Consider the following 16,138-nt stretch of genomic DNA (forward strand, 5'->3'; position numbering starts at 1 on the left):
TGCGGATGAACTCCGCGATATTGCACTTCTTCACGAGCAGGACATCGAAGAGTCCGTCGTTAATCGACGCCGAAGGCGCAAGCTTCTCGAAGCCGCCGACGGAATTCGTGTTCGTGATCAGGAACAGCATGAATTCATCATGGAATTCGCCGTGTCCGTCTACATTCATGCGAAGCTCCGTGGGCCGAAGCCGCGTCATCTTCTCGAGCCCCTTCATATAGTAGGCCAGCTGTCCAATGACCGTCTTCAGCTTGCTTGGCACCTCGTAGGACAGCTCCGTCAGCACGCCGCCGCCTGCAATATTAATGAAGTGCTTTGCTTGATTGCCTGTATATACGCGACCCACATCGACAGATCGAAGCTCCTGACGCACGATCAGGTCGCAGGCCTCCTCCCAATTACGAGGAATGCCTAACGCACGCGCAAAGTCATTCGTCGTTCCAAACGGAATAATGCCGAGCGGCGGACGATCCTCCTTGCTCGACATCCCGTCAATGACCTCGTTCAGCGTGCCGTCACCGCCACAAGCAATAATGATATCGTAGCCGTTATCGATCGCCTCCGCTGCACAGCGGGTCGCGTCGCCTTCGCCTTCCGTCGCATGAGTCGTTGTCTCAATGCCGGCTGCATCCAGCCTTTGCAGAATATCAACAAGCCTCTTGCGTCCTTCCTCACGACCTGAGGTCGGATTATAAATTAATCTCGCTCTTTTAGACATGTATGTCACCCGTTTACAATCTATTTCAATCCAAGTTTGATGTTTTACGAAAACAAATGATTACCGTTCAGCCTATAATTTACATGATACCCATCAAAATCGCAACCTAACAGTTTTCGAGACCAAGTCTTTCAAGCGTTTGTTAGAATGCCAAAGCGTCATTACCCTAAAGAGCGGCCGTCTAAGCAGATATTCCCATCGCTCAACCAAACCAACACGTCCATGCTCTCAACAAGCGTACAAACGTGTTCATTTCAATTGTAGACATGACTAATGGTTCTACCCTATAAAAAGCTTAATGCCAAGCCGACAGCAGTCTTCTTGCCTCCTGCTCCAGCCAAGTTGTTAAGGCCGCATGTGGAAGCAGCGGAGTGCCATCGTAACTCACGAGAACTGACAAAGTGGTCTTACTGGCAGTCCCCTGCATCTTACCTCCCGTCTCTTCATTAGACGAAAGCTCCGCATCCACTCCTTCGAGCTCCTGATCGCTGTCAGTTGACAGCAGGGCAGCACCATTCACACTCGCCTTTACAGCAACATATGCTTTTTCCATGCCCTCATCCGCACTAGAAGCTTCTCCAGCGGCTTTTTCATGAGGATCATGGGTCAAGTTTCGGCTCTTATCCAACAGCCCCTGCAAACGGCTTGGAATGACGTGAGTCGTAAAGTAGCCTCGACTTAAAAACAAGGGAATAACCGCAACGCGGCACTCGAACGCCGCTGAAGCTTGATCCTCACCATGCACAGCCAACTCATTATCATTTACATGTTCTATATGTATATTCCGATCCTGTTCATGTAGGTATGTAAAATGCGAAGAAGAAGCCTGCACCTCCTGTGCAAGCTGAAGCGTCCTTGCAGCAATATCATCGCAGCACAGCAAGGAATAATGGGCTTTAAGGCAGAAGCCCCTAGAGGTAAGCCGTTCTGCCATTCGTTCAAGGCTTTCCTTCCATCTCGTCTGAAATGGCTCATGCGGGCTCCCGTGCGCAACAAGCATCACCGCATCGCGCTCCCCGTCCACCTGAAGCTCACGAAGCTGGTGAGCGAGCATCTCATACAAGGCCTCATGCTCTCCAAGCGGTGAGCCATAGATCAGCTCCGCCTCGACCTGGAACGGCTCAAGGTCCGTCTCGATGAGCGGCTCCGCCTTCACGCCCAAAGCCCATGCGATCTCATCCACATGGGTGCTTCCCTCGGATACGAATAGCGGAATCACCGCAATGCGCTCCACGCCCTGAGCCTCCAACGCATGGATGCCATCCTGTATATCACGGCCCGGAACGCACTCCAAAAAAGAAGAAGCGACCGGCACATGATCCGGCCAATCTGCCTGTGCGATCGCTTCATCCACGAGTGCTGTCCATGAGAAATCACGGGAACCGTGGCTTATAATGAGCAGCCCCGTCTTCATGTTATCGGCTCAGGCGCTCAAGTGTCATTTTGTATCCATCGTTGCCGTAGTTCAGACAACGCTTCACACGAGAGATGGTAGCGGTACTCGCTCCTGTCTCTGCCTCAATCTGATTGTACGTGCAGCCTTTACCCAGCATGCGAGCGACTTCAAGGCGTTGGGATAACGATTGTATCTCATTGACCGTGCAAAGGTCATCAAAGAAAATATAGCACTCCTCAACCGTCTTCAAGGTAAGAACGGCTTCAAATAATTGATCAACCGATTTATCATTCAACTTCTTCAGTTGCAAGAACATCCACTCCCACACGTTAAGTACTTTCATTGTACTGCGATTGTCCTACCTTTTCAACCATTACAGTAGTTCTACGTTAACGAACTACAGTGCTGTTGCTTGCCCCTCCCACCACCATTCGAACCATTAGGCGTACACCCACGGGCGAACGTCCACACGAGTTGTTCGCCCACGACATACAGTAAAGTATTCAGGGGCATTTGCCAACCCCTAATTTTTAATGGAAAAGGGTGATATCATGACAGCAGCACCCCACGGGCCTCACAGCAGCCATCTCCATCGAGGAGCTCCTCAGGGCTATCCAGCAGCAGGAGGCATGCCCCCTTCATCATATCCACCAAGCGCCCCCCGTGATCTCATGAATGTTCCTCATCTGCAGGGGCATTCACGCAATATACCACCTACTTACGGCTCCATCCCGCTTCCTTCTGCGACGCAGCAGCCAGGTCAGGGCGGATACGAGCAAGCGTCCACCTCTGCGATTGCTCCCAATCCGACAACGAGCACATCGACAGCCATTGTTCCGTACACACCCCCGGAATCTCCTGTGACTCCTATCGCAGCTCCTGCTCCCAAGTCCAAGAGCAGCTTCAGCTTCAATGATATTAAGGGGGCTCTTGATCGCTTAGGCGGTATCGATGGGATCATCTCGCATGTGGGCAAGGTCCAGAAGGTTATGCAGAGCGTCTCGGAAATGATGCCGATGGCGAAGATGCTTGTTGGCTCGTTTACGTCCTCTAAAAAGAAAAAGGGCGAGGATGACGATGAGCTGTTCTACGATCCGCGTCGAAAGAAAAAACGCAGACCAAGCAGCAGCAAACCGCGCAAAAAGCGGACTACCGCTTCCAAGTCAAGACCTAGAAGCAAATCCCGGCCCCTTCAGCCTAGAAGATAGATGAGATCTGCGAGTTGCTCCAAGCCGGCCTCGCTCCAATCCAATGACTTAACGTCTGCACTCGCTTTCCTTCTTTTATGAGAGAACAACACCGAGCAATGAGAATAACGCCCATCGAAGTACTTCGAGACGAGCGACCGCGTTAAGAGGTTGCTTTTATCGCCAATATAGAATTAGACGAGGATCAAGAAACAACTCTATATATTCTATATATGGTAATAAAAGCCGATCATAAAAGATGATCGGCTTTTTGCTTAAGCTGCTTATGAGCTGTTTATATATTAATAGAAGATCCAGTCAAGTATATAGAAAATGACACCCGCCAGAGTCGCACAGATCGGAATCGTGATAAACCACGTGACCACAATACGTCCCGCAACGCCCCACTTCACGGCAGAGAAGCGCTTCGCAGAGCCTACCCCGAGAATGGCAGAGGTAATCGCGTGTGTTGTACTGATCGGCAAGTGCGTCAAGGTTGCAGACAAAATAACCGAAGCGGCAGAAGCATCTGCTGCGAAACCGTTAATCGGCTCGATCTTAAAGATCTTCGTTCCCATCGTCTTGATGATCTTCCAGCCACCAATGGAGGTACCCAAGGCCATAGCCGTTGCTGCTGCGATCTTAACCCACAGCTGAACGTCCATATCAGATTGATAACCAGCTGTTACCAAAGCAAAGGTGATAATCCCCATTGCCTTCTGAGCATCATTGGTACCATGGGTGAACGATTGGAAAGCTGCCGTAATGACCTGCATCGAACGGAAGCCCTTGTTTACGCTATGCGGGCTCTTGTTTCCAAAGATCCACTTCAATATCGTCATCACGATATAACCTACGACGAAAGCAATAATGGGAGACAAGATAAGTGCTAATACGATGCTTTTAAAGCCGCCCATATTCAGCGCATCCGCTCCGGCGCCTACAAACACCGCACCAGCAAGCGCACCAATCAGAGCATGCGATGAAGACGAAGGAATACCAAACCACCACGTGAGCAAGTTCCACGCGATAGCCGCTAATAGTGTTGCTGTAACAATTTCCAAACCATTGCTCAGTGTTGCAGGATCAGCGACGCTTCCCCCAATAGTCTTCGCTACTCCAGTAAAGGTCAGTGCTCCGATAAAGTTCATCGATGCCGCTAAGAGAATAGCTACACGAGGCCTCAACGCACGAGTCGAGACCGAAGTCGCAATTGCATTCGCCGTGTCATGAAATCCATTGATGAAGTCAAATGCAAGCGCTAGGAATATGACGATTCCAATCACGATTATTGTCGGTTCCATATTGATTATTGCGCAGACCCTTCCCGCTTATTCAGAAGAACGATGAGCGCAATTCCTTACCTCCTTCAATCCTTAGCTGGCTTTAGAGCGAGCTGTCTTAGGAATTACGCATTACGATCGTTTCAAGAATATCTGCTACATCCTCGCAGCTGTCAGTCGTCTGCTCAAGGCGCTCGTAAATTTCTTTGCGCTTAATCAATTCGATTGGGTCTTTGAAGTCTTGGAACAGCTTCTTAATGCCTTCACGAAGCAGTTGGTCGCCCTCGTTCTCCAGATCGTTTACTTTGATGCTGTACTCGCGGATTGCAAGCAGCTTCTTCTGGGACAAGAGACGAATCGCTTTTTGTATCTCATATGTACTGCGCTTCAGCACATCTGCGAACTGGATAACGAATTCATCGCGCTCTACCATTTGATACATATCAAAACGGGAAGCACACGCTTCCATGCCATCCAGCACATCGTCAAGTGCTGTTGTCAGCGCCATAATATCCTCACGCTCAATAGGAGTAATAAAGGTCTTGTTCAATTCTGTGATGATTGTATGAGTGAAAACATCACATTTGCTTTCCAGCTCTTTCATGTTTTTTGCAAAATTGCTGACATCGCTCAAATCTTCGACACCTTTAGCAAACATCTCGGACGCCGTAATGAGGGTATCTGTCATGTTGAGCAGTGTTTCAAAAAACACGTCCTTCTTCTTGAACATTGTGAGATCTCCTTTGCAAACAAATTGCTTTTGATGTAAACGAATTTAGCCTTTCATATCTTATCATAAAAATACAACAGTTTGTAAAGATATTGTAAAGCCGTTGCAAGGCATTTTCCTGACATTTCTTGACCCGCCAGTCAAAAAACCGCCATTTTTCGACCAAATCCGATGGTTCTGGTGCTAATATTTACTATATTATTTGTGAAGGCTGGGTGCACTTCCAAAGGCTGTTTTTCTCCAAAAAATCCAAATCCTTTTCTGAAAATGACTGCAATGGATATTTATAGCTTTGCTTGATGTCGACCGCATGTGATGACAATTTCCCCAAAGCGTTACACATAGCATCCGCGAATCCTGTCAAATTGATACCTTAAATTTCAAATCCAACAACGCCATAAGTCTCATATTTATACAAAAATAAAGCCACCTGAGTCGAGTGACCACAGGTGGCTTCTATCGTTACAAAAAGGGCAAATTCACATTATACTTCGTCTTGATATTCATCCTTCAAGCTTGTAATCGCCTGCTCGCGCTTCTCATTCTTGCGTTCCAACTGATTAATCTCCGTGCTGGAGATTTCGCTTGCATGCTCATCCAAATAATCCTCGGTATTCTGAACCTTCTTTACCGTATTCTCAATCGTGTTCTGAATGCGCTCTGCATTGTTGGAACGATCATCGGGCTTAGCCATGAGATTCCATCCTCCTTATAACCATGAAGTGATATACGAATCATAAGATGGCTTAGCTGCCCTTGTCTTATTCATGCGATTTCCATGTCATAGCTGGAATTATATGCTCCAATGCGCCCACTGCTGCTGGCGCTTCTCCCACTTCTTCAGCCACTCCAGCGTATGCTCGTATACCGATTCCCGATGAGCACCGTTGGAATACGTATGATCGGCTTGGAAAATGATCTCCTTATCGCATTGGCCGTCGCTTCTCATCCAGAACACCTTTTGATACAAGAAGGAATAATCCGCCGGGATCACGTCATCGGAGGTGCCGTGAATGAGCAGCACATCCCCCTGGAACTTGGAAGCCTCTTGGAACGGCTGATGCTTGCCCAGCGTCTCAAAAAATGCCGGGGCAAAGGAATAGCCGAGATAATCCGTCTTCCCTTTCTTAATCGACTCATCATACCGATCACGGCCCAAGATATTCACGATATCGTTAAAAGGGTACGCTACTGGCGACCAGAGGGCAAGCCGCTTAATGCGCGGATCTCGAACAGCAGTCAATAACGCAACTGCTCCGCCCAAGCTGTGACCAATCAGCGTAACCCGCTGAGGATCCACATCACTGCAGCCTAGCGCATAATCAAGAATCGTCTGCGTCTGCTCAATCATTGCATCAATGCCTAGCGAGCCATACTCTCCTGTGCTCTCCCCGCAGCCTGCGTAATCGAATCGCAGCACGAGATGTCCTTCATTCGCTAAGCGTCTCGCGGCGTTAACAAATAATCGGTCCACGCCAATTCGGCTTCCGACAAAGCCGTGGCAAATAATCGTGAGGGGTACTCGGCTCACCTTTCCATCCTCTGCGCGCTCCTCGTAAGGCTTGCGATTCGGTGGATAATGCACGGATACCGCCAAGCGCTCCTCCTGCCATTTTACATCTACTAATCGTTCCATTTCGTACCCCTCACTTTCAAAATTACAGCTTCTCATCTATATTCTTATAATTCCGATTAATTTACTTGTATTTAAGTTAATTGGATTTTAACACCCTATCAGAGCACTGTCAATAGATGTATGCATAAAATGGGTAGTATCTATTTAAAGACTGCTGTACAAGGAAAGTTCCTCGATGAAGGATCTCCCTCGGCATCGTAAGCCCTCCATTCTGCCGCGCATTTGTCACGGTTGCATTCCTTGCAAGCAACCAACATTCAATGATCAGACGGATATTATTTATCTTCCCAAATAAAAAAAGGATTTCCAGCCAGAACCGACTAGAAATACCTTCTACTGTTGTTCTCATAACACTGTTGGTTCTCATATCGCCGCGATATCTATCTAGAGCATCATCACAACTCCACGCATTACCACAGCTTGGAGAAAGTTTTCTTTACTTTCTTTCGCGACATCAACCCAAAGGCAAGACAAGCAGCACCTGTAAGCACCACCACAACGATACCTATAATCGAAACATATGCTTTAAAATTCTTCATGCTGCTTCCTTGAGAAATACTGATTTTCTTTGCTTGCCGGCGCCTGCATTCCTTGCTGTAGAGAGGCCGCCTCGGCGTCATCATCGCACGTGGAGCAAATGTCTTCAACGAGCCCGCGCGCATTTTCCTGCATTAGAAATTGTCTCGTCAAATCCTGTCCATCTGATTTCTGTGTAAATGTCATATGATCACCCTCCATCCCCATAGTCTGTCAAGATGGCAGAGGGATATGCGTCGTTTCTTCATTTACATTTTAGTGAAAACAAGGTAAAATTTTTAAAAAAATTCATGAAAAATACAATTATAATTTTAAATTATTTAAGCTAAGAGAGGAGAAATCGTATGTCCAATTTACAAAAGAAGAATTATATTCTTTGCCTATCAATTTTCTTAATCCTCTGTTCTATTTTTTTTGCAAATTCTAATTTCGTGCTTTCGTATGAGAAATTTGGAGGAAAATGGGGAAATGCTAATCCGCTAACTTTTAGCTACGCTAGCTCTGTTAGTACTAAAACTAAGAATGCAACAGTTAGTGCTGCTACAGCTTGGAATATGGCTTATGTTCCAAATGTACTTATAATGCATAATAATACGAACGCATAAATCACTGTCGAAGAAACAAACAATTCTTGGATCGACTATGAAGCATGGGCTACTCACTTACCTTGTGCTACATGCACATATACTTCAGCTGTAATAACAATAAACTCATATCATACAGAAACATTTAATAATTCATCTGCACTAAAGTCAGTTTTGGCACATGAACTTGGCCATGTATTAGGTCTTGCACACAGTAATGTCCTTTTTAGCTTAATGAACCCTGAAATATGGGGATTAACGGGACGCTACGGATTTTATGGGATAACTGAATCTGTCAATGATGATCTCGATGGAGCAACCAGCATTTATAAATGATTAAGGGAGGGTCTAATAATGACAAACAGAGCAAGAAGTATTTTAATGTCTTGTGTGATCTTGGCATCCTTGTTAGCTGGAATCAGTATTTACTTGAATAATCAAATTGACATTCAATATATTGAAGGAAGTATTACGAGGGGATATAGCAGCCTCAATGAATTAGCAGCTGACAGCGATGTGATCGCGGTCGTGAAAGTAAACAAAAAGCTCGATCATTGGGTATCTGATCATTTGCCAGCATTTAATCTGGAAGCAACTATTCTTACACCTGTTTTTCAATCTAAGCCTGAAGAAACCATTATCATCACTCAAATTGGAGGCGTTATGGAATTTGAAGGGAAGAAAGTCAATCGACAGTTTAAAGACGATCCTCCGATGGAAATAGGCAAGGAATACCTGATTTTCGCCAGACATAACGACATTGGCACTTATACTATTATTGGAGGACCTTAAGGGAAATTTGTGCATAGTAATGGATCAGTAAGCTCTTTACATGTTATTGATCGCTCATTAAAGAAATATGGACAAATCGAATTGAATTCTTTTAATATCAAACAAGTGAAATCACAGCTTTCCTCATACCTCACTGTCACTCCATAGACCTACGCCCGTATCCCAGCCTAATGAATAATCCCCTCGACGTTAACTTTCAGATCCGTTCGAGCTGAGACGAACCTTTCCGAGTCCTAACGTGAGGGGATTTGTTATGTCTTTAAAAGGTCACGCAAATAGCTAAAGCTGTACCGCTGTTCGCTTAATATAAAGGCGCAAGGACTCTTATTTCACACCTGCACCAAAGCCTTGTCCGCAATATCGCGACGATAATACATATCCGCGAAGGAGATGTGCTTTACCGTCTCATAGGCAGCCTGCTGCGCAGCTCTTACATCTGCACCGCGGCCCACGATGCCGAGCACGCGTCCGCCATTCGTTACGAATTGCCCCTGCTCATTACGAGCTGTTCCCGCATGGAATACTAGCGTCTCCGTCGACTCCGCCACTGTATCGAGGCCATGGATGACATCTCCCTTACGGTAGCTTCCTGGATAACCGCCTGAAGCGACAATGACGCAAACAGCTGCATCCTGTGACCAATCCAGTTCGATCTGATCGAGCGTGCCGTCCACGACAGCATTGAAGACGTCTAAAAGGTCTGTATTCAAGAGGGGCAGCACAACCTGCGTCTCTGGATCACCGAAACGGGCGTTGAACTCCACAACCCTTGGCTTGCCCTCTGGCGTAATCATTAGGCCTGCGAACAGCAGCCCTTTGAACGGACGGCCTTCATCCACCATCGCCTTCGCTGTAGGCTCAATGATCGTCTTCACCGCTTCCTCCACAATCGCGGTGGAGATGTGCGGAACCGGGCTGTATGTTCCCATGCCGCCCGTATTTGGCCCTTTATCGCCCTCATAGATCGGCTTATGGTCTTGAGCCGGCAGGCAAGGTCGAACCGTCTCGCCATCGACAAAGGCGAGAATGGACATTTCCTGTCCCTGCATGAATTCCTCTACGACCACACGATTGCCGGAGGCACCGAACTTGCGGTCAATCATCGTGTCCTTTAGCGCCGCCTCTGCTTCTTCGTAGGTAGAAGCAATCGTAACACCCTTGCCCGCCGCAAGGCCATCGGCCTTAATTACGATCGGCAGCGGCTGCTGCTGAATATAGCTGAGCGCAGCCTCAGGCGTATCAAACGTCTCATAGGCAGCGGTCGGAATACGATGCTTCTTCAGCAGCTCCTTCATGAATACCTTGCTGCCTTCAATCTCAGCAGCAGCCTTATTTGGGCCAAATACACGAAGTCCTCTAGCTTCCAGCACATCCACAATGCCCTCAGCGAGCGGATCATCTGGACCGATGACCACCAGATCGATCTGCTGCTCACAGGCAAAGTCCGCAAGGGCCTCAAAGGCGTTAACCTGCAGCGGCACGCACTCCGCAAGCTCCGCGATCCCCGCATTTCCAGGCGCACACCACAGCTTCGTTACTTGATCACTCTTGTTCAAAGCCCACACCAGTGCGTGTTCACGTCCACCGCTTCCGATGACCAATACCTTCATGCAACCGTCCTCCATCTATACGAGATTCGATTAGTGTTTGAAATGTCTAACGCCTGTCATCACCATTGCGATGCCATGCTCATTGGCAACCTTAACGGACTCTTCATCACGGATCGAGCCGCCTGGTTGAATAACGGCTGTAATGCCCGCTGCAGCTGCAAGCTCCAAAGTATCGCCCATCGGGAAGAATGCATCCGAAGCCAATACTGCGCCCTTTGCCTTCTCGCCTGCCTGCTCAATCGCGATGCGAGCCGCACCGACGCGGTTCATTTGACCGGCGCCCACACCTACAGTCATGCCATCCTTTACAAGCACAATGGCATTGGACTTCACATGCTTCACGACGTTCCAGCCAAAGGCTAATTGGACAAGCTCTTCTTCTGTAGGCTCACGATCTGTTGCAACCGTCAATTGGTCTTCCTTCAGGCTGTGCAGGTCATTCTCTTGAACCAGCAGACCGCCATCCACAGACGTAAGCTGCCAGCCCGCTTTACGCTTGTCTGGGCTTGGAATATGGCCTGTACGAAGCAAACGGATATTTTTCTTCTTCGACAGAATCTCAATCGCCTCTGGCGTGAATTCCGGCCCTATCACGATCTCAAGGAAGATCTCATGGAGCAAAGTCGCCGTATCGGAATCAATCGCACGATTCGCTGCCACAATGCCGCCGAAGATCGAGGTAGGATCGGATTCATACGCTTTTTGATAGGCCTCGTAAACACTTTCGCCGATTCCCACGCCGCAAGGGTTCATATGCTTTACGGCAGCGACTGCTGGTCCTTCAAACTCGCTAACGATAGCAAGGGCCGCATTCGCGTCATTGATATTGTTATAGGACAATTCCTTGCCATGAAGCTGCTCAGCCGTCGTCAAGCTCCCTTGAGCGGCAAGAGGAGCACGGTAGAAGGCCGCCTGCTGATGCGGATTCTCTCCGTAGCGCAGCGACTGGATTTTTTCATAAGTAAGCGTAAGACGCTCTGGGAAGGTCTCTCCTACTTGCTCGTTCAAATAGCCTGCAATAAGAGAATCATAGGCAGCCGTATGACGGAACACCTTCGCTGCAAGCGATTTGCGCGTTGCAAGCGTCGTATCGCCCTCTGCTTGCAGCTCCTCGATGACTTTGCCGTAATCATCCGCATCAACAACGACCGTGACGAACGCGTGGTTCTTTGCAGCAGAGCGAAGCATCGTTGGCCCGCCGATATCAATATTTTCAATGGCTTCCTCATAGGATACGCCTGGCTTCTCAATCGTTTGCTGGAAAGGATACAGATTCACCACAACCAGATCAATATATTCAAGGTTCAGCTTCTTCATTTGCGCTTGATGCTCTTCATTGTCGCGAACCGCAAGAAGTCCACTGTGAACGGCTGGATGCAGTGTTTTCACCCGTCCATCCATGATTTCTGGGAAGCCTGTTACCTCAGAGATTCCGATTACGGGAACGCCTTGCTCCTTAAGAAGGGTTTGAGTGCCTCCTGTGGAAATGATTTCGACGCCCTGAGCCGCAAGCTGCTGTGCAAATTCGACAATGCCTGTTTTGTCTGAAACGCTGATCAATGCTCTTCTGATTGCCAATGTTCTCTCTCCTTTAACGATTCAATTGAGTGGATGATTCGATAACGGATCTTGCCCATCATGAAACGAGTCCGTCTTCCATTTTTTATCATCATTCTAGCTTATTTATCATACAAAAAAAACAAATTCATGCTGCTATGAAGCGTAATGTCTAGCTGCCGTTATACCCTGAACCCATGTCGCCAATAGCAGAAAAGGCGTGAGCGTAAGACGAAGATACGCCCAAGTCACACCTTTGCCTTCTCTTTACCTTCTAGGCCGAAGCCGGCCATGAATCAGCTCTTTGACCACCATTGGATACACTTCATGCTCTACTGCATGAATGCGCTCAGCGAGCGAATCCTCTGTGTCTCCATCCTCGATCTCCACAACGCGCTGTGCCAAGATCGGCCCTGTATCCATGCCTTCATCTACGAGATGCACCGTTACCCCCGTCACGCGCACCCCGTAGTCCAGCGCCTGCTTGATCGCATGCAAGCCAGGAAAAGCCGGCAGCAAGGATGGATGGATATTCAACATGCGTCCTGCATATGCATTCAGCAGCACAGGAGTCACGATCCGCATATAGCCAGCCAGCACGATCCAATTGATGTTCTCCGCTTGGAGCCGTGCAAGCACATCCCGTTCATATGCTGCGCGATCCTCATACTGCTTGGGCTGATAGATAGCCGTTTCAATGCCTGCCGCCTTAGCGCGCTCAATGACATAGGCATTCGGCTTGTCACACACAAGAAGCGCGACCTCAGCATGGAATGCTTCTGGCTCCCCTGTGATAGCCTCCACCAGCGCTTGAAAGTTAGAGCCTGAGCCTGAGGCGAAAATCGCAATTCGCACAATGTTCTGTGAAGAGGCTTCACTCCCTGATTCAACTTCACAGACAGCTCCAGCGACGCTGCTCATGCTGCCTGTCTCCTCACGCTTTAAGCTCATAGTCCCACTCCAGGAATACGAACCTCACGCGATCCTTCGCGAATCGTACCCATGCGGTATACGTCTTCTCCGCTGTTCTTTAGCAGGTTCATGGCTTCCTCCGCATCCTGCTCGGATACGACGATCATCATGCCAATGCCCATATTGAATGTGGTGTACAGCTCTTGTGCTGTCAATCCGCCCTTGTTCTCCATCAGCGTAAAGATCGGGTGTACAGGCCATGCGCCTGCATCGATCCAAGCCGCTGTGCCCTCAGGCAGAACACGAGGGATGTTTTCCAGGAAGCCGCCGCCTGTAATATGAACAGCGCCCTTTACTTCAAGCTTCTCCATCAGCTGTAGCAGAGGCTTTACATAAATGCGAGTTGGCGTTAACAATACCTCACCGAGAGGAGCCTCTGTCTCAAGCGCTGGAATGACATCCTGCAAGGAATACCCTGCCTTCTCCAACAAGAGCTTGCGAACGAGCGAGAAGCCATTGCTGTGCACACCGCTTGACGCTAAGCCTAAGATAACGTCTCCTGCCGCGATGCTGTTGCCTGTAATAAGCTTGCTCTTATCGACAACGCCGACACTGAAGCCTGCAATGTCATACTCCTCCAAGCCATACATGCCAGGCATCTCAGCTGTCTCGCCGCCAATTAGGGAGCAGCCAGATTGTGCGCAGCCTTCTGCAATGCCGCTTACGATGCTCTCGATGCGCTCTGGAATCACCTTGCCGCAAGCCAGGTAATCGAGAAAGAACAGCGGCTCGGCGCCCTGCACGACAATATCATTGACGCACATGGCCACAGCATCAATACCGATCGTATCATGCTTATCCATCGCAAAGGCAAGCATCAGCTTCGTGCCGACTCCGTCTGTTCCGGAGACAAGCACAGGCTCTTCGTATTTTTTGCTGTTCATTTGGAATAGCGCACCGAAGCCGCCTAGATCCGTCATTACCTCTGGACGGAACGTACGACGCACATGCTTCTTCATCCGCTCTACTGCTTCATTGCCAGCTGCAATATCCACTCCAGCTTGTTTGTATGCCTCAGACATCGGTTCCTCTCCTCACGATCATTGTAATAAGATATAAAGTCCAATACATCTATATCGACTAGGTCACGCCAAGGCCAGAAGATCCTTACGATGGCTGTTGTTTGAGCAATTCTCTATTAGAATCATGATTAAGGTAAAAGCTTCAAACCTAGCTGAACGCTCCCGCTTCTTCAGGACCTTCTGTCCTTTTCGTCCCTATGATTACAGTGTTGCAGTTGCATAACTTACCGCCCTATCTTACCTATCTAACCTTATCCTTGAGACTTATAAGACCTACGACCGCCGAACAGCGTCATAAACCTTCTTAACAGACCGTCTCGCTCGCAATCTTCGAGAGCGGAATGTGGTCAGTCGGATAATCCTTGTCGAAGCAGGCCATACAGAGCCCGCTGTTCTTATCCTGTGTGAAGCTGCCGCCGATCGCATTCACGGTGCCTTCCTTGGATAAAAAGGCGAGCGAATCTGCTCCTACGATCTTGCAGATCTCCTCAACGGAATGATTAGACGCGATAAGATCCTTCGTATCCGGCGTATCAATGCCATAGAAGCAAGGATACTTGAATGGCGGCGAAGCGATGCGAAGATGCACTTCTTTCGCTCCCGCTTCCCGAAGCATCGTCACGATTCGGCGCGACGTCGTTCCACGAACGATGGAATCGTCAATGAGCACCACGCGCTTGCCTTCCACGACACTGCGCACCGCGCTGAGCTTCATTTTCACGCCCTGCTCACGCAGCTCCTGGCTTGGCTGGATAAAGGTGCGGCCGGAATACTTGCTCTTAATCATCCCCATCTCATAAGGGATGCCTGCCTGCTCGGCATAGCCGATCGCAGCCGAGATACTGGAATCCGGCACGCCGGAGACGATATCCGCCTCGACGAAGGACTCCTTCGCAAGCTCCATGCCCATCCGCTTGCGAGCCGTATGCAGGTTCACATCATGCATATGGCTGTCTGGGCGTGCGAAGTAGATAAACTCCATCGCGCACAAGGCACGGCGCTCCACAGAAGCGAATCGTTCCGAGCGGTAGCCCATGGCATCGAATACAAGCAGCTCGCCTGGTTCAATCGCGCGGATGAATGCGGCTCCAACCGCATCGAGCGCACAAGTCTCCGAAGAGAAGATGTAAGCATCGCCGATGCGTCCCATGCTTATCGGACGAAGCCCATGGGGATCGGACGCAATCAGCAGCCGATCATTGGTCATGATAAGGAAGGCGAAGCCGCCAACAAGCTGACGAAGCGCATCCTTCGCGGCCGTCACCAGATCCGCATCGGAGCGAGCAATTAGATGAGCAATAACCTCGGTATCGCTGGTCGTTTGGAAGATCGAACCTTTCTTCTCCAGCTCTCTGCGAATAGCAGGTGCATTCACAATATTCCCGTTGGTTGCCACAGACAGCTCACCGTCTCGTGTCTTGAAGACAAGCGGCTGAGCGTTGGCTAAGCGGCTGTCGCCAGAAGTCGAGTAGCGAACATGGCCGATCGCACGATCTCCCTTCATGCTCATCAAGCGATCCTTATCAAATACTTCCTTTACGAGTCCCATCCCGCGATGATAGGCGAATTCTTGGCCGTCAGACACACAGATTCCACAGCTTTCCTCACCGCGATGCTGCAGCGTATGAAGGCCGTAGTAGGTTAATGCGGAAGCATCTCCGTAACCGAAGACACCGAATACGCCGCATTCCTCACGCAAGCGGTCGAAGGGACCGTCCTTGCCGATCCCTTCGTTATAATAGCTGCCTTTTGCATCAATCTCAGACAGCTTATTGACTCGAGCACCCTCTTCGGCTTCTTGCTTAAGCCGCGTTATTGCATCAGACATGGAATCGCATCCTTCCATACCCGCTCCGCTTCATGCTGTGCAACATCGATCGCCTGCTGACCGTTCACTTGAATCTGAATACGGTCGCCGCCGACAACACCGATGCGCTGAACAGGTACTTCATTTTGAGTACAAGCTTCAACGACTGCATCTGCTGCCTCTGGACTTACCGACAGCACAATGCGGGACTGAGATTCGCTGAACAACGCAACATCTGTGCGCAAGCCTTCTGCTTGCACCTCGACTTGGGCACCAATACCGCCGCTGATCGCGGATTCTGCGATCG

Annotated in this window: 17 protein-coding genes and 1 pseudogene (1 of these 18 running past the window's edge); 4 read left to right on the forward strand and 14 right to left on the reverse strand. The window is 49.1% G+C overall.

Annotation, left to right across the window (positions count from 1 at the left end; translation table 11 throughout):
* The 3 genes and pseudogenes from I2H74_RS17250 to I2H74_RS17260 form a co-directional block, all read right to left on the reverse strand.
* Nucleotides 1-718, reverse strand: a pseudogene (locus I2H74_RS17250) (diacylglycerol kinase); it reaches 207 nt to the left of the window's first position.
* Between the two features lie 295 nt (nucleotides 719-1,013).
* Entirely contained in the window at nucleotides 1,014-2,132 is a 1,119-nt protein-coding gene (locus I2H74_RS17255; RefSeq protein WP_195575463.1) for a sirohydrochlorin chelatase, read from the reverse strand.
* 1 nt (nucleotide 2,133) lies between these two features.
* Nucleotides 2,134-2,424 (reverse strand): YerC/YecD family TrpR-related protein, encoded by a 291-nt coding sequence (locus I2H74_RS17260; protein ID WP_195575512.1) that lies wholly within the window; start codon nucleotides 2,422-2,424, stop codon nucleotides 2,134-2,136.
* A gap of 241 nt (nucleotides 2,425-2,665) precedes the next feature.
* Between I2H74_RS17260 and I2H74_RS17265 the strand changes: the two genes are divergently transcribed.
* The gene (locus I2H74_RS17265) at nucleotides 2,666-3,322 is read left to right on the forward strand and encodes a hypothetical protein (RefSeq protein ID WP_195575464.1); all 657 of its coding nucleotides are present in this window, start codon (nucleotides 2,666-2,668) and stop codon (nucleotides 3,320-3,322) included.
* A 281-nt stretch (nucleotides 3,323-3,603) separates the two neighbouring features.
* Here I2H74_RS17265 and I2H74_RS17270 read toward each other — a convergent pair whose 3' ends face one another.
* From I2H74_RS17270 to I2H74_RS17290, 5 genes are all read right to left on the reverse strand, one after another.
* Nucleotides 3,604-4,605 (reverse strand): inorganic phosphate transporter, encoded by a 1,002-nt coding sequence (locus I2H74_RS17270; protein WP_195575465.1) that lies wholly within the window; start codon nucleotides 4,603-4,605, stop codon nucleotides 3,604-3,606.
* Nucleotides 4,606-4,702: 97 nt separating this feature from the next.
* Nucleotides 4,703-5,314 carry a DUF47 domain-containing protein gene (locus I2H74_RS17275; protein WP_195575466.1) on the reverse strand — a complete coding sequence of 204 codons (612 nt, stop codon included), beginning with the start codon at nucleotides 5,312-5,314 and terminating at the stop codon, nucleotides 4,703-4,705.
* Between the two features lie 484 nt (nucleotides 5,315-5,798).
* On the reverse strand, nucleotides 5,799-6,008 hold the full coding sequence (gene tlp / locus I2H74_RS17280) for a small acid-soluble spore protein Tlp (protein ID WP_195575467.1): 210 nt from the start codon (nucleotides 6,006-6,008) through the stop codon (nucleotides 5,799-5,801).
* A 99-nt stretch (nucleotides 6,009-6,107) separates the two neighbouring features.
* Entirely contained in the window at nucleotides 6,108-6,950 is an 843-nt protein-coding gene (locus I2H74_RS17285) for an alpha/beta hydrolase family protein (RefSeq protein ID WP_195575468.1), read from the reverse strand.
* A gap of 525 nt (nucleotides 6,951-7,475) precedes the next feature.
* Nucleotides 7,476-7,673 (reverse strand): hypothetical protein, encoded by a 198-nt coding sequence (locus I2H74_RS17290; RefSeq protein WP_195575469.1) that lies wholly within the window; start codon nucleotides 7,671-7,673, stop codon nucleotides 7,476-7,478.
* Nucleotides 7,674-7,831: 158 nt separating this feature from the next.
* On the opposite strand from I2H74_RS17290, the gene I2H74_RS17295 reads away from it, so the two are divergent.
* From I2H74_RS17295 to I2H74_RS17305, 3 genes are all read left to right on the forward strand, one after another.
* Complete coding sequence (locus tag I2H74_RS17295; RefSeq protein WP_195575470.1) at nucleotides 7,832-8,092, forward strand: hypothetical protein; 261 nt, start codon at nucleotides 7,832-7,834, stop codon at nucleotides 8,090-8,092.
* A gap of 99 nt (nucleotides 8,093-8,191) precedes the next feature.
* Nucleotides 8,192-8,407 carry a matrixin family metalloprotease gene (locus I2H74_RS25325; RefSeq protein ID WP_420707456.1) on the forward strand — a complete coding sequence of 72 codons (216 nt, stop codon included), beginning with the start codon at nucleotides 8,192-8,194 and terminating at the stop codon, nucleotides 8,405-8,407.
* A gap of 18 nt (nucleotides 8,408-8,425) precedes the next feature.
* Nucleotides 8,426-8,863, forward strand: coding sequence for a hypothetical protein (locus I2H74_RS17305; RefSeq protein ID WP_195575472.1), 438 nt, complete (start codon nucleotides 8,426-8,428; stop codon nucleotides 8,861-8,863).
* A 329-nt stretch (nucleotides 8,864-9,192) separates the two neighbouring features.
* Here the strand turns inward: I2H74_RS17305 and purD are convergent, their stop codons facing one another.
* From purD to I2H74_RS24760, 6 genes are all read right to left on the reverse strand, one after another.
* The gene (gene purD / locus I2H74_RS17310; protein ID WP_195575473.1) at nucleotides 9,193-10,473 is read right to left on the reverse strand and encodes a phosphoribosylamine--glycine ligase; all 1,281 of its coding nucleotides are present in this window, start codon (nucleotides 10,471-10,473) and stop codon (nucleotides 9,193-9,195) included.
* A 30-nt stretch (nucleotides 10,474-10,503) separates the two neighbouring features.
* Nucleotides 10,504-12,051, reverse strand: coding sequence for a bifunctional phosphoribosylaminoimidazolecarboxamide formyltransferase/IMP cyclohydrolase (purH, locus tag I2H74_RS17315; RefSeq protein ID WP_195575474.1), 1,548 nt, complete (start codon nucleotides 12,049-12,051; stop codon nucleotides 10,504-10,506).
* Nucleotides 12,052-12,297: 246 nt separating this feature from the next.
* A complete protein-coding gene (purN, locus tag I2H74_RS17320; RefSeq protein WP_229106772.1) occupies nucleotides 12,298-12,981 on the reverse strand; it encodes a phosphoribosylglycinamide formyltransferase in 684 nt (227 codons plus the stop codon).
* On the reverse strand, nucleotides 12,978-14,024 hold the full coding sequence (purM, locus tag I2H74_RS17325) for a phosphoribosylformylglycinamidine cyclo-ligase (protein WP_195575475.1): 1,047 nt from the start codon (nucleotides 14,022-14,024) through the stop codon (nucleotides 12,978-12,980). Before purM ends, purN begins: the two co-directional genes overlap by 4 nt.
* Nucleotides 14,025-14,328: 304 nt before the next feature.
* Complete coding sequence (purF, locus tag I2H74_RS17330; protein ID WP_195575476.1) at nucleotides 14,329-15,852, reverse strand: amidophosphoribosyltransferase; 1,524 nt, start codon at nucleotides 15,850-15,852, stop codon at nucleotides 14,329-14,331.
* On the reverse strand, nucleotides 15,837-16,138 hold a 302-nt coding region (locus tag I2H74_RS24760), incomplete at its 5' end, for an AIR synthase-related protein (protein WP_267490748.1). The genes purF and I2H74_RS24760, both read right to left, overlap by 16 nt.

It is taken from the genome of Paenibacillus sp. 1001270B_150601_E10 (assembly GCF_015558675.1).
Taxonomy (GTDB): Bacteria; Bacillota; Bacilli; order Paenibacillales; family Paenibacillaceae; genus Paenibacillus_B.

Coding starts and splice junctions, on each gene's coding strand:
- purM (WP_195575475.1), bottom strand. CDS start 14,024: ATGTCTGAGGCATACAAACAAGCTGGAGTGGATATTGCAGCTGGCAAT.
- purN (WP_229106772.1), bottom strand. CDS start 12,981: ATGAGCTTAAAGCGTGAGGAGACAGGCAGCATGAGCAGCGTCGCTGGA.
- purD (WP_195575473.1), bottom strand. CDS start 10,473: ATGAAGGTATTGGTCATCGGAAGCGGTGGACGTGAACACGCACTGGTG.
- tlp (WP_195575467.1), bottom strand. CDS start 6,008: ATGGCTAAGCCCGATGATCGTTCCAACAATGCAGAGCGCATTCAGAAC.
- I2H74_RS17270 (WP_195575465.1), bottom strand. CDS start 4,605: ATGGAACCGACAATAATCGTGATTGGAATCGTCATATTCCTAGCGCTT.
- I2H74_RS17295 (WP_195575470.1), top strand. CDS start 7,832: ATGTCCAATTTACAAAAGAAGAATTATATTCTTTGCCTATCAATTTTC.
- purF (WP_195575476.1), bottom strand. CDS start 15,852: ATGTCTGATGCAATAACGCGGCTTAAGCAAGAAGCCGAAGAGGGTGCT.
- I2H74_RS17290 (WP_195575469.1), bottom strand. CDS start 7,673: ATGACATTTACACAGAAATCAGATGGACAGGATTTGACGAGACAATTT.
- I2H74_RS17305 (WP_195575472.1), top strand. CDS start 8,426: ATGACAAACAGAGCAAGAAGTATTTTAATGTCTTGTGTGATCTTGGCA.
- I2H74_RS17255 (WP_195575463.1), bottom strand. CDS start 2,132: ATGAAGACGGGGCTGCTCATTATAAGCCACGGTTCCCGTGATTTCTCA.
- I2H74_RS17265 (WP_195575464.1), top strand. CDS start 2,666: ATGACAGCAGCACCCCACGGGCCTCACAGCAGCCATCTCCATCGAGGA.
- I2H74_RS17285 (WP_195575468.1), bottom strand. CDS start 6,950: ATGGAACGATTAGTAGATGTAAAATGGCAGGAGGAGCGCTTGGCGGTA.
- I2H74_RS17275 (WP_195575466.1), bottom strand. CDS start 5,314: ATGTTCAAGAAGAAGGACGTGTTTTTTGAAACACTGCTCAACATGACA.